Origin of the sequence: Leucobacter tenebrionis, from assembly GCF_019884725.1 — a bacterium.
GTDB classification, from domain to species: Bacteria; Actinomycetota; Actinomycetes; order Actinomycetales; family Microbacteriaceae; genus Leucobacter; species Leucobacter tenebrionis.
Map to the genome: position 1 here is coordinate 1,994,064 of NZ_CP082322.1, position 12,458 is coordinate 2,006,521.

Sequence of the window (12,458 nt, forward strand, 5' to 3'; positions counted from 1 at the left end):
GTTACCAGCTCAGTGCCAGTTGTCGCTGTCGGGGCGCTGCAGATCCTTGCGCGCCTCGAGATCCTCCTGGCTCGGCTTGCCGCCGAGCCCGACCAGTGCGACCATCATCACCGAGACGATGAATGCGACGCCGAGGAAGACGAGGGCGAGCACCCAGTCGCGCGTGGCGAAGAACACGATGCCCCCTGCGAAGACGCCGAGCACGGCGGAGAACCCGAGGAGCTCGAGCGGTCGCAGGCGGTCACGGCGCGACGGGGTCACGGGATCGTGCGGCGCGGGCTCGGTGGGCTCAGTCATCGTCTGCTTTCGGGTCGGTGAGGGGGAGATTCAGTCGGCGTCGGCCGAGGGCTGCTCGGCGGACGCCGCCGGGCTCGCATCGGTCGCGGAGCGGCGCGCATCGGAAGAGCGGCTGTCGAACGCGGAGATGCCGAGGAAGACACCCGCGATCACCGCGTAGGCGCCGAAGAAACCGAGCACCGCGACCTGGTCTTCACGCGCGAGCAGTGCGAGCAGTGCGAGCAGCACACCCGCCGCTCCCAGCAGTGTCGAATCCTGCCGGCTGCCGGGCTGCACCGCGGCGCCGATGAACTCGAGCAACCCGCTGACGAGCGACCAGGCCGCGATGGTCACGGAGAATCCGATCACGGAGCCGCTCAGCGACAGCGCGACGGCCGATGCCACCGCGACGATGCCGAGCAGCAGCGGCAGCATGCTCGGCGCGGATGAGCGGCGCGCATTCCACTCGACCAGGTGCGCGATGCCGATCGCCCCGAGTGCCGCCGCTGAGACGCCCAGATCGAAGCCGAGTTGCTCGTGCATGGTCGCGCTGAACGCGATCGTCATGCCCGCGAGCAGGAGCACGCCGACACGGAGCAGTCTCACGGAGCGGGAGGCGACCTGCGGGGTCGTCGACTCCGCAGCGCTCGATACAGCAGCGGACATGACACCCCTTTTCTTCGTGCTCAAGTCTATCGCCTTCCTCCGCGAACTCGCTGATCGCGCGATCGGCTCTCACACTCCCTGCGGCATGTCCTGGAAGCGGGAGTAGTGACCTTGGAACGCCACCGTGACCGTGCCCGTGGGGCCGTTGCGCTGCTTGGCGAGAATGAAGTCGGCCTCGCCGGCGCGAGGGCTGTCGCGATCACCCACCGCCTCCCGATGGAGCAGGATCACCATGTCGGCGTCCTGCTCGAGCGAGCCCGACTCGCGGAGGTCGCTGATCGCCGGCATCTTATCGGCGCGCTGCTCGGAGGCACGGTTGAGCTGTGACAGCGCGATCACGGGCACGTCGAGCTCCTTCGAGAGCAGCTTGAGCGCGCGCGAGAACTCGCTGACCTCCTGCTGACGGCTCTCGGCCTTCTTGCCGCTCGACAGCAGCTGCAGGTAGTCGATGACCACCATCCTGAGGCCGTGCTGCTGCTTGAGGCGGCGGCACTTGGCGCGGATCTCCACGAGCGTCAGGTTGGGGCTGTCGTCGATGTAGAGCGGCTTCTCGGCGATGCGCGCCTGCGTGGCAGCGAGCTTCTGGAAGTCGCGGTTGTCGAGCGCACCCTTGCGAAGCGTCTGCATCGGGATGGTCGCCTCGGCCGCCAGCAGACGCATCGCGATCTCGGCGCGGCCCATCTCCAACGAGAAGAAGACCGTGGGGGCATCGGCGTGCACAGAGGCATTGCGGGCGACGTCCAGCGCGAGCGTCGACTTACCCATGGCGGGACGCGCCGCGATGATGATCATCTGACCGCCGGCGAAGCCGTTGGTCATCGCGTCGAGCTCGCTGAAGCCGGTCGGCACGCCGAGCATGCCGTCAGCCGCTCCGTTGGCCTTGTTGATCTCGTCGAGCGCGGCGTCGACTGCGAGCGAGAGCGGCACGTAGTCCTCGCCCTGGCTCTCGCCGGTCACACCGTAGATCTCGGACTGGGCGACATTGACGAGGTCGATCGCTTCGCCCTCGCCCGCATAGCCCATCTGCACGATGCGGGTGCCCGCCTCGACGAGGCGGCGCAGCAGCGCTTTCTCGGCGACGATCTCGGCGTAGAAGCCCGCGTTAGCCGCGGTGGGCACGATGCTCGTCAGCGTGTGCAGGTACTCCGCGCCGCCCGCGCGCTGCAGTTCGCCCGCCTTGGTGAGCTCATCGGTGACCGTGATCACATCGGTCGGCTCGCCCCTCGAGTACAGCGAGAGCACGGCCTCGTAGATGACCTCGTGCTTCGGCACATAGAAATCCGCACCCTTGAGCAGCCCCGTCACGTCGGCGACCGCGTCCTTCGACAGCAGCATGCCGCCCAACGCGCTCTGCTCGGCGAGCAGGTCGTAAGGCGGGGTGCGCTCCTGCCCGCGGGCCTCTTCTTCGCTGAACGGATCCGATATTCCCAGGTGTGCGATCGACACTCGACGGCTCCTTATTCGTTGTCCGGGTCTGTTACCCACTGATGAGACACCAGACCCCAGACATTCACGGTACGAGCACCTCGATGACTGCTCAAATGAACGCAGATCCGCCCTGTGGATAACTCGGTGCATAACTTGCCGGTTTGAGCCACATCTTTTCCACATGCTTGGGGACAAGGTGTGGATGACTTGTGCATGAATCCCACCATAATGCCCTTGATCAGGTATTTTAACTTTCCACAGGCAAAAAGTTATTCAAGTTTCAGGTAAAGATTGAGGCTTGTGGGCGCCCTCCAGATGTGGACAACTAGCGGCAAGATCCGCTCCTGTCAAAGCGTCGAGGGCGCCCGCGCGCGCTGCGTTATTCACACCCTGTTCATCGCCCGGATAACGGACGATTCAGGCCGTGAGATGCAAAAACGGGGCGGGATCCCGAAGGATCGCCGCCCCGTTCGAGCGTCGGGGATCAGCGCTGCGCGATGACCTGCAGCGTCACCTTGGCATCGACGCCCTCGTGCAGGTGCACGACGGCCTCGTACTCGCCGGTGGACTTGATCGTCGGCACCGTGATCTTGCGCTTGTCGACCTCGCCGATGCCGGCCTCGGAGACCGCGGCGGCGACCGCAGCGGGCTTCACCGAGCCGAACAGACGGCCCTCGGCACCGGTCTTCGCGAACAGGCGGATCTTGCCCTCCTGCAGCTTGGCCTTGAGCGCCTGCGCGTCCTCGACCGAAGCGAGCGCGCGCGCCTCGCGGGCGGCGCGGAGCTGTGCGACCTGAGCCTCGCCACCGCGAGTCCAGTGCACCGCGTAGCCCTGCGGCACGAGGAAGTTGCGTGCGTAGCCGTTCTTGACGTCGACGACGTCACCGGCGGAACCGAGGCCCTGGACCTCGTTCGTGAGAATTACCTTCGCCATGATGTGTACTCCTTGCGGCTCAGCGGCCGGAGCCGGCGTAGGGGAGGAGCGCCATCTCGCGGGCGTTCTTCACGGCCTTCGCGATCAGTCGCTGCTCCTGCACGGACACGCCGGTGATGCGGCGGGCGCGGATCTTGCCGCGCTCAGAGATGAACTTGCGCAGCGTCGCGACATCCTTGTAGTCGATGACGCCGACGGTCTGCTTCTTCGCGGGTGCGAGGGTCTTGGCGTTCTTACCCCGACCCGGCTTGCGGCCTGCGCCGCTGGACTTGCCTGCCATATTGGTCTCTTTTCGTGATGCGATCCGGTTGCCCGGATCAAGAAGTTCTCTGCCTTAGAAGGGCTGTTCGTCGTCGAAGCCGCCGCCGAAATCGCCTCCGCCGGAGTTGCCGCCCTGACCGGGGTTGGTCCACGGGTTGCTCTCCTGCTGCTGCGCCGCGGGACGACCCCAGCTGCTCTGGCCCTGCGGCTGGTTGGCGTTGCCGCCGCCGAAACCGCCGACCTGCCCGCGCGACTGACCGCGGCTCACCTGGGCGGTGGCGAAGCGGAGCGACGGACCGACCTCCTCGACCTCGAGGTCGAGGGAGGTGCGCTGCTGTCCCTGGTTATCGGTGTAGCTGCGCTGAGTGAGACGGCCCTGCACGATGACGCGCATGCCCTTCGTGAGCGATGCCGCGATGTTATCGGCGTACTCGCCGTACGCGCGGCATCCGAGCCACAGCGGTTCGCCGTCAGACCATTCGCCCGACTGACGGTCGCGCACGCGCGGCGTCGAGGCGATCCGGAAGGTCACCCACGAATTGCCCGCCTGACTGACACGCGGCTCGGGGTCGGCAACGAGGTTGCCGACGACAGTGATCAGCGGCTCGCCGGCCATGAGCTACGCGCCCACCTTCGCGGCGGCGCGAGCGGCCTTGGCCTGATCGCGCTTGGCCTGAGCGTCACGCTGGGCGATGAGCTCGTCGGCACGCAGCACCTTGGTGCGCAGCACGGCCTCGGAGAGACCCAGCTGACGGTCGAGCTCTGCGGTCGCCTCGGGGGTCGCGGAGAAGTTCACCACGACGTAGATGCCCTCGGACTGCTTCTTGATCTCGTATGCGAGACGGCGCTTGCCCCAGATGTCGACGTTCTCGATCTCGCCGCCCGCGTTGCGGATGACGCCGAGGAACTTCTCCATGCTGGGGGCCACGGTGCGCTCGTCGATACCCGGATCGAGGATCACCATGAGTTCGTACGGATGCATTACTGACCCACCTCCTTCGGACTTCACGGCCACAGGATTTCTGTGGCAGGAGGGTGTTTATGCTTCGTGCCCACCCGCTCAGCGGATCGCTCGCGCGCAGACAACTAGAACAGCTTAGCACTCGCAGGCGCCGTTCGTCATCCCGCGCGCGCCTCCTAGAGCCGGCGGAAGCTCTCGATCCGGCCGATCGGCTCGCGCTGACCACCCACGTGCACGATGTCGTCGCCGTCGACCGTGAGCTGGGTGCCGTGCGCGCGCAGTGCGGCGACCTTGCGATCCAGCCAGGGGGAGACGTCGTGGTGCTCGACGGCCTCGGCGGGGGAGTCGGGATCGTCAGGGGAGTGGGGATCGGATCCCTCGGCCCTGCGATCCGTCGCGGAAGCCGAGGAATCGGGATCCGCGACGATCTCCCAGAACGGGAGACCCAGCGCGTGCGCTACCGCACGCGAGAGCCTGTGGGCGAGGCGGTGATCCGGATGCCCGTATCCGCCCCCGTCGTCGTAGCTCACGATGCCCTGAGCACCGGCCTGATAGGCGGCGGCGAGCAGATCGTTCAGCGCCTCCACGGCGGGGGCGCTCGTGAGGGCGTCGGGGCTCGCATCGGGCGCTGCGGTCGCGCGACCGTCGGATCCCCACGCCATGCCCGAGTCCTCGTAAATATAAGGGGGAAGCCCCTCCGCTCGAGCGGGTTCGGCTCCGAGGAAGGAGTGCCGCTCGACGCCCAGCATGCCGAGAGCCGTACGCAGCTCGTTCTGCCTGACGACCGCCAGGCCGTGCGTCGCGGCGAGCGCCTCGAGCGGCCCGGCGACGACCTCGCCCTGCTCGCCCCGCGTCAGTGTGACCAGCAGCGGCTCCATCCCCGCTTCGGAGAGCGCGGCGAGCGTGCCTCCGGTGCATATGGTCTCATCGTCGGGGTGCGCGTGCACGAACATCACCCGTGCACGGCCGTCGAACCACGCCTTCGGATCCTGCATCACTCAGCTCCGTTCTGCTCGTACCACGCGCGCAGCCGCTCCTCGGCCGCGGCCTCGCCGATGGGCCCCTCGTCGAGGCGCACCTCGAGCAGGTACTTGTAGGCGCGCCCCACGAGAGGCCCCGGCGGGATGCCGAGCAGCGCCATGATCCGCTCGCCGTCCAGCTCGGGACGCACCGCCGCGAGCTCCTCGGCCTCGGCGAGCTCGTCGATGCGGCGCTCGATGTCGTCGTAGGCGTGCGCGAGCCGCTCGGCCTTGCGCCGGTTGCGGGTCGTGACGTCGGCGCGCGTGAGGATGTGCAGGCGCTCGAGCTCTTCGCCCGCGTCGCGCACGTAACGGCGCACCGCGGAGTCCGTCCACTGCTGATCGCTGTAGCCGAAGAAGCGCAGGTGCAGTTCGACGAGGCGCGCGACCCGCTTGATCGTGTCGTTATCGAAGCGCAGCTCCCGCAGTCGCTTCTTCACGAGCTTCGCGCCCACGATGTCGTGATGGTGGAAGGTGACGCCACCGCGCTCGAAACGCCGCGTGGCGGGCTTGCCGATGTCGTGCAGCAGTGCCGCGATCCGCAGCACGACATCGGGGGAGGGCTCGTGGTCCCGGTCGCCTTCCAGGTCGATCGCCTGGCGCAGCACCGTGAGGCTGTGCTCGTAGACGTCCTTGTGGCGGCCGTGGTCGTCCTGCGTGGCGATGAGCGCCGTCAGCTCGGGCAGGAAGCGCTCGGCGAGTCCGGTGTCGACCAGCAGTCGGATGCCGGGCACCGGATCGGCGGTCGCGAGCAACTTGACGAACTCGTCGCGCACCCGCTCAGCCGAGATGATGTCGAGGCGCTCGGAGAACTCCCACATCGCCGCCTGCGTCTCCGGCTCCACCTCGAAGCCGAGCTGAGAGGCGAATCGAGCCGCGCGCAGCATGCGGAGCGGATCATCGGTGAATGACGACTCGGGAGAGCCGGGGGTGCGGATCCGCCCGGCCAGGAGGTCCTCGACGCCGTTCGAGACGTCGACGAGGCGCATCTCGGGAAGCATGAGGGCGAGAGCGTTGATCGTGAAATCCCGACGCACGAGGTCGCCCTCGATGGTGTCGCCGAAGCTCACCTCCGGCTTGCGGGAATCATCGCGGTACGTGTCGGCGCGGTAGGTGGTGATCTCCGCGGTCTCGCCGTGCACTCTGGCCGCGATGGTGCCGAAGTCGCGGCCGACGTCCCAGACGTTCTTGGTGAGGGAGTCGAGGATCGCGCGCGTCTCCTCGGGCCGCGCGGACGTGGTGAAGTCGAGGTCGGTGACCGACCTGCCGAGCAGCGCGTCGCGCACCGGGCCGCCGACGAGTGCGAACTCATGCCCCTGATCGGCAAAGGCTCTCGCGAGCGTCGCGACGGGGGCGGAGGCCGCGATCGTGCGCAGCGCCTCCATGGATTCGGCAAGGGTTGGCATCCCTCAAGGGTACCCGGGCATCCGCATGGCGCGCGGCCCCGCCGGGTCGCCTCGAGGGGGCGCGCCCTAAACTGTTGCCCATGCTCTCGCTACCCCGGTTCCGCGACCTCTTCATCGCGGCGGTGCTCGCGCTGGGTGCGGTCAGCATGCTCGGCACCGCGGGAACGGCGGCGGCGCAGACCGTCGACGAACCACCGATCGAGACAGCGGCGACGCTCGTCGCGGCGCCTCGCGAACCCGTGATGCGGGGCCCCGGTTCCGAGCTGCAGATCGATGTGCAGATCGACAACCCGGGGCAGCAGCAGCTCCCGGAGGGGACGGTCCGGCTCGAGGTCGACCCCCGCCCGCTCGCATCCATCGAGGATCTCGACGGGGTCTTCCCCGAGCACCCGGTCGAGCTCGGGGAGGCCGAGATCGGCCCCACGGCCCCGGATTCCGAGCAGTCGCTCACCATCACGGTGCCGCAGGATCGGCTTCCCTTCACCTCCACCACCCCGTCTGGCGTCTACCTGCTGCGCGCCTCGATCGCGCCGGATCTCGAGTTCACCGTGCCACTCGCGTGGGAGAGCTCCGCCGGGACCAGATCGGATCCGGCAACCGCGGCCTCCGTGCGCCTCGGACTCATCGTGCCGATCGTGCTCCCCGACGACATCCGCACACTGCCCACACGGCCGCAGCTCGAAGAACTCGTGCCGGGGTGGTCGGATCTGCTCGATCAGGCCCGCTCTGCGGAGGCGACGCTCGCCATCGACCCGCGGGTCATCGCCGGGATCCGCGCCTACGGCGACGAAGCCCCCGAGCCCGCTCGGCAGTTCCTCGCCAGGCTCGAGGCGACCCCCCTGCCGAACTTCCTGCTGCAGTTCGCCGATGCGGATCCCTCTGCCCAGGCCGACCTGGGCTTCACCTCTCTTCTGCAGCCCACAAGCCTCGATTTCGTGTCACGGTTCGGCAGCGCCGCTTCCGAGACGCCCCCGCGGGACGAGACGGCGGGATCCGACTCGTCCTCCGAATCGTCCTCCGATTCTGGCGCCGATGGAGCCGACGGCGCGGCCGGCCAGGGCTCCGACGATACAACCGGCACCGATGCCGCCCCTCCGCTGCCGACCCTCGACGAGCTGCTGAGCTGGAACGAGGCGGAGCCCATGGCCTGGCCCGCCGAGGGATCGGCGGATCAGGGCACGCTCGAGCTGCTGCGGCTCTCGAACATCGACTCCGTCGTGCTCGACTCCGAGAACGTCGACCGGGCGAGCGGAGGCCCCAGGGTCTCTCTCGAGCAGGGATCCGCGATCGTCACCGATGCCGCGCTGGCAGACGCCGCACGCACCGCGCTCTCGGCCTCCGGGGAGGTCGAACGCGCCGCCGGCCTCTCGCGACTCTCCGCCTACCTGCTGCTCGCAGCGCAGAGCGGATCAGAGGATCTCGTGCTCGGGCTCGACCGCGGGGCGACGGCCGATGCTCAAGATCCCGCGCTTCTCATCGCCCAGCTGCGCGAACTCGGCTGGGTGGAGCCGACCGCCATCGGCGCCCTCGACGAGGGAGAGGCGCTGCTCCGCGGCTCGGACACGCTCGAGGAGCGCCGGGAGCTGCTCCGCGCCGCTGTCGGCCGCGAATCCTCGGTGAGCGAACTCGGCGCGGTGCTCGTGCACCCCGAGTACCTCAGCGGCTACCAGCGCGCCCGCCTGCTCGAGCTGTTCGCCACCCGGCACGCGGCGCCCGGTGTCGCCTTCGAGGAGGTGGCGGCACGGTACCAGAAACGCGACGCAGAACTGCTCCAGGGAGTGCAGGGCATCACCACCGAGCGCATGCAACTCGTCGGGGCGTCGACGCGCGTGCCCGTGCAGCTGCACAACTCGCTTCCGTTCGAGGCGTCGGTCGACGTTCAGGTGGTTCCGGCTTCGGCCGTTCTCTCCGTCACCGAGCCGCACTTCTCGGGCGTACTGGTTCCACCGGAGGGCAACGAGCGCGTGCTCGTACCGGTGAACAGCCGCGTCTCCTCCGGGGAGTCCGGCCTCGTCGTCACGGTCGGCGCGGCCTCGGGCGACCTGACCGTCTTCACCGGCACCCTGGCCATCTCCGTCCGCAGCGGCGTCGAGACCATCGCGCTCACGACGCTCGGCATACTCGCCGCGCTACTGCTCGGGTTCGGGATCTGGCGCAGCGTGCGCCGTCGCCGCGCCGCCTCCGCAGCGCGCGTCACCAGCCTCTCGGAATAGGCCGCGCCTAGGATTGGTTGTACTGTCCGCAGCGGCCGCAGGCCGCCCCTCTGACCAGCATCGTGCGCGAGGAGCTTCATGCACCAGATCATCATCATCGGTTCCGGCCCCGCCGGGTTCACCGCGGCCATCTACGCCGCTCGCGCGGGCCTGAAGCCGGTGCTCTTCGCGAGCTCCGTGGCCATCGGCGGCGAACTGATGAACACCACCGATGTCGAGAACTTCCCCGGCTTCCCCGAGGGCATCCAGGGCCCCGACCTGATGCAGAAGATGCAGGAGCAGGCGGAGCGCTTCGGCACCGAGGTCGTCTACGACGACATCGTCGAGGTCGATTTCTCGAGCGACATCAAGCGCGTCACCGCCGGCGACGGCAGCGTGCACGAGGCGCGCACCGTGATCTACGCGACCGGATCCGCCTACCGCAAGCTCGGCATCGCCGATGAGGATCGGCTCTCCGGCCACGGCGTCTCGTGGTGCGCCACCTGCGACGGCTTCTTCTTCCGCGAGAAGACGATCGCCGTCGTCGGCGGCGGCGACTCCGCGATGGAGGAGGCGACCTTCCTCACCCGCTTCGCCGAGAAGGTCTACGTGATCCACCGCCGCGAAGAGCTGAAGGCCTCGAAGATCATGCAGCAGCGCGCATTCGACAACGAGAAGATCGAGTTCATCTGGAACTCGGAGGTCACCGCGATCCACGGCGAGAGCGAGGTGACCGGGGTGTCGCTGCGCAGCACCGTCGACGGCTCCGAGCGCGAACTCCCGCTCCAGGGCCTCTTCATCGCGATCGGCAACGATCCGCGCACCCACCTCGTGCACGGCAAGCTCGACCTCACCCCCGAGGGCACCATCGCCGTCGAGGGTCGCAGCTCGCGCACCTCGGCTTCGGGTGTCTTCGCGGCGGGCGATGTCGTGGACCCCACCTACCGCCAGGCCATCACCGCAGCCGCCTCGGGCACCATCGCCGCACTCGACGCCGAACACCACCTGGCCGCACTCGACGGCTGACCATCACACGGATTCAAAGGAGAGACACCATGTCAGAAACGATCAACGTAGACGAGCAGACCTTCGACAAGGTCGTGCTGCAGAGCGACATTCCCGTACTCGTGGACTTCTGGGCCGCCTGGTGCGGTCCGTGCCGCGCCGTCGCGCCGGTGCTCGATCAGATCGCCGCCGAGCAGGATGGCAAGCTCCGCATCGTGAAGCTGAACGTCGACGAGAACCCGAACCTCGCAGCCCAGTACCGCATCACGTCCATCCCCGCGATGAAGGTGTTCAAGGGCGGTGAAGAGGTGCGCGAGATCATCGGGGCGATGCCGAAGCCCATGATCGAGGAGCACCTGAACGGGATCATCTAGTCCGTTTTCCCTCGCGGCGGTGCGATCATCGGCCGCGTGCTAGGCAGGGAACCCCGGCGCGTCGCTCTTTCGTCGCGCCGCGCCAACCCTGATGCGCACGCTTCCCCGATGATCGCACCGCCGCTCTTGTTTTTACCCTGATCCCGTTCGGTTTTTGGGGAACGTCGCGCCGCGCCAACCCTGATGCGCACGCTTCCCCGATGATCGCACCGTCGCTCTCGTTTTACACCGATCCCGTTCGGTTCTGGGGGAGAGCGCCGCGCGTCCCCGCGCGGGCCGCTACCGCTCGACGATAGCCGCGAGACGGTCGATCGAAGCGCTGAGCGTCTCTGGGGTGTTCTGCCGCGCGCGGTCGAAGCGCCCCGGATCCGACAGTCCCGTCCAGTCGTAGCTGTGGCGCACGAGGGTGCCGCCCTCGCGCCGCGGCTCGAGTTCCCAGCGCCACAGGTGACCGGGCTGGGGCTCGCCGACCGGTGACGGCTTCCACGCGATCCGCCGCCCCTCCTCGAACTCCACCACGTGGTTCTCCCGGTCCTGACCGTTGTGGATCCGCATCACGAAGACATCGCCCACTGCCCGCACCCGTTGGTCCGGGGCCGCCTCGACCAGATTCTCGTTGCCGTCCCAGCGCGGCTGCTGCACGGGATCGGCGATCAGCTCGAAGAGCTCGGCGGCATCGGCGTCGATGATGCGCTCGGCGTGCACGACTCGGTTCTCATCAGTCATGGTGCCAGTCAATCACAACGGCCCGCGAGGCCGAGGCCCGCAGGGGTGCTTTCACGTGACCGCTCGTACGCCCCGCCGTTGTAGATCTTTCGTGCCGTTGTAGATCTCTCGTACGGTACGAGAGATCTACAACGGCACCGCAGGTCTGCACTGGCGCACCGGTCCCTCTGCTTCGGTCGAAACGAGCGATCAGCTGAAGCCGGGGTCGCCGAGCTCCGAGAGGATGCGCTTGAGGTCGGCGATCGTCGCGAAGTCGATGATGATCTGGCCCTTCTTCGCGCCGAGCTTCACGGCCACGCGAGTATCGAAGCGATCGCCCAGCCGATCCGCGATCTCTCCCAGCTGCGCCTGCACGCCGCCCGCGCGGGGCCGGGGAGTCTTGCGCTTTGGCTCCTCGGAGGCCGCCGCCTCGGCCGCGCGCACCGACATGCCCTCGTTGACGATCTTGTCGGCGAGCCGCTGCATCGCCTCACCGTCACCGTCGAGCGAGAGGATCGCCCGCGCGTGCCCGGCCGACAGCACACCGGCCGCGACACGGGTCTGCACCTGCTCCGGCAGGCGCAGCAGTCGGATCGTGTTCGAGATCTGGGGGCGCGACCGACCGATCCGCTCGGCCAGCTGCTCCTGGGTGATGCCGAAGTCGGAGAGCAGCTGCTGGTAGGCCGAGGCCTCTTCGAGCGGGTTCAGCTGCGCGCGGTGCAGGTTCTCGAGCAGCGCGTCGCGCAGCATGTGCTCGTCGGCGGTGCTGCGGATGATCGCGGGAATGGTGTCGAGGCCGGCGCGCTTCGACGCGCGCAGGCGGCGCTCGCCCATGATGAGCTCGTACCGGGGCTCGCCCTCGGCCGGCTGCGGCTCGATGGCGCGCACCACGACCGGCTGGAAGACGCCGAACTCGCGCACGCTGTGCGTGAGCTCCTCGAGCGCCTCCTCATCGAACTCCGTTCTGGGTTGCAGACGATTCGGAACGATGTCGGCGACCGGCAGACGCGTCAGCTGCGCTCCAGGCACCTCCTGCAGCTCGGGAGACTCATTCTGCTCGGTCTGCTCGGCGCCGGCCGCCGCGGCGTTCTCGCTCTCGGCAGCCGCCACCGCGGCCGCCCCGTTGTTGGCGGGAAAGAACACGTCGACGGGGCGCTCACCCGTCGAGGGCGCCTGCGGGATGAGTGCACCGATCCCGCGGCCGAGCCCGCCTCGCTTCTTCGTCGCCATG

The 12,458-nt window shown here is 68.2% G+C and carries 14 protein-coding genes; 3 read left to right on the forward strand and 11 right to left on the reverse strand.

The window, feature by feature from the left end; all coding sequences use genetic code 11:
* Positions 1-9: 9 nt before the first annotated feature.
* From KVY00_RS09225 to KVY00_RS09265, 9 genes are all read right to left on the reverse strand, one after another.
* Positions 10-297 (reverse strand): ABC transporter ATP-binding protein, encoded by a 288-nt coding sequence (locus KVY00_RS09225; protein ID WP_223042692.1) that lies wholly within the window; start codon positions 295-297, stop codon positions 10-12.
* A 30-nt stretch (positions 298-327) separates the two neighbouring features.
* The gene (locus KVY00_RS09230) at positions 328-966 is read right to left on the reverse strand and encodes a hypothetical protein (RefSeq protein ID WP_255572574.1); all 639 of its coding nucleotides are present in this window, start codon (positions 964-966) and stop codon (positions 328-330) included.
* A 45-nt stretch (positions 967-1,011) separates the two neighbouring features.
* Positions 1,012-2,388, reverse strand: a complete 1,377-nt coding sequence (dnaB, locus tag KVY00_RS09235; RefSeq protein WP_223042693.1) for a replicative DNA helicase — start codon at positions 2,386-2,388, stop codon at positions 1,012-1,014.
* A 466-nt stretch (positions 2,389-2,854) separates the two neighbouring features.
* Entirely contained in the window at positions 2,855-3,304 is a 450-nt protein-coding gene (rplI, locus tag KVY00_RS09240) for a 50S ribosomal protein L9 (protein ID WP_223042694.1), read from the reverse strand.
* 19 nt (positions 3,305-3,323) lie between these two features.
* Entirely contained in the window at positions 3,324-3,584 is a 261-nt protein-coding gene (gene rpsR / locus KVY00_RS09245) for a 30S ribosomal protein S18 (protein WP_017884085.1), read from the reverse strand.
* Between the two features lie 54 nt (positions 3,585-3,638).
* Positions 3,639-4,181 carry a single-stranded DNA-binding protein gene (gene ssb / locus KVY00_RS09250; protein ID WP_223042695.1) on the reverse strand — a complete coding sequence of 181 codons (543 nt, stop codon included), beginning with the start codon at positions 4,179-4,181 and terminating at the stop codon, positions 3,639-3,641.
* Between the two features lie 3 nt (positions 4,182-4,184).
* The gene (rpsF, locus tag KVY00_RS09255) at positions 4,185-4,547 is read right to left on the reverse strand and encodes a 30S ribosomal protein S6 (protein ID WP_223042696.1); all 363 of its coding nucleotides are present in this window, start codon (positions 4,545-4,547) and stop codon (positions 4,185-4,187) included.
* Between the two features lie 155 nt (positions 4,548-4,702).
* A complete protein-coding gene (locus KVY00_RS09260; RefSeq protein ID WP_223042697.1) occupies positions 4,703-5,521 on the reverse strand; it encodes a PIG-L family deacetylase in 819 nt (272 codons plus the stop codon).
* Positions 5,521-6,951 carry a CCA tRNA nucleotidyltransferase gene (locus tag KVY00_RS09265; RefSeq protein WP_223042698.1) on the reverse strand — a complete coding sequence of 477 codons (1,431 nt, stop codon included), beginning with the start codon at positions 6,949-6,951 and terminating at the stop codon, positions 5,521-5,523. Before KVY00_RS09265 ends, KVY00_RS09260 begins: the two co-directional genes overlap by 1 nt.
* Positions 6,952-7,031: 80 nt before the next feature.
* Between KVY00_RS09265 and KVY00_RS09270 the strand changes: the two genes are divergently transcribed.
* From KVY00_RS09270 to trxA, 3 genes are all read left to right on the forward strand, one after another.
* On the forward strand, positions 7,032-9,164 hold the full coding sequence (locus KVY00_RS09270) for a DUF6049 family protein (protein WP_223042699.1): 2,133 nt from the start codon (positions 7,032-7,034) through the stop codon (positions 9,162-9,164).
* A gap of 78 nt (positions 9,165-9,242) precedes the next feature.
* Entirely contained in the window at positions 9,243-10,169 is a 927-nt protein-coding gene (gene trxB, locus KVY00_RS09275; protein WP_223042700.1) for a thioredoxin-disulfide reductase, read from the forward strand.
* 29 nt (positions 10,170-10,198) lie between these two features.
* Entirely contained in the window at positions 10,199-10,522 is a 324-nt protein-coding gene (trxA, locus tag KVY00_RS09280; protein WP_223042701.1) for a thioredoxin, read from the forward strand.
* 279 nt (positions 10,523-10,801) lie between these two features.
* On the opposite strand, the gene KVY00_RS09285 is transcribed toward trxA, so the two are convergent.
* Both KVY00_RS09285 and KVY00_RS09290 read right to left on the reverse strand, forming a co-directional pair.
* On the reverse strand, positions 10,802-11,248 hold the full coding sequence (locus KVY00_RS09285) for an SRPBCC family protein (protein ID WP_223042702.1): 447 nt from the start codon (positions 11,246-11,248) through the stop codon (positions 10,802-10,804).
* Positions 11,249-11,437: 189 nt separating this feature from the next.
* Complete coding sequence (locus KVY00_RS09290; protein ID WP_223042703.1) at positions 11,438-12,457, reverse strand: ParB/RepB/Spo0J family partition protein; 1,020 nt, start codon at positions 12,455-12,457, stop codon at positions 11,438-11,440.
* Position 12,458 lies beyond the last annotated feature (1 nt).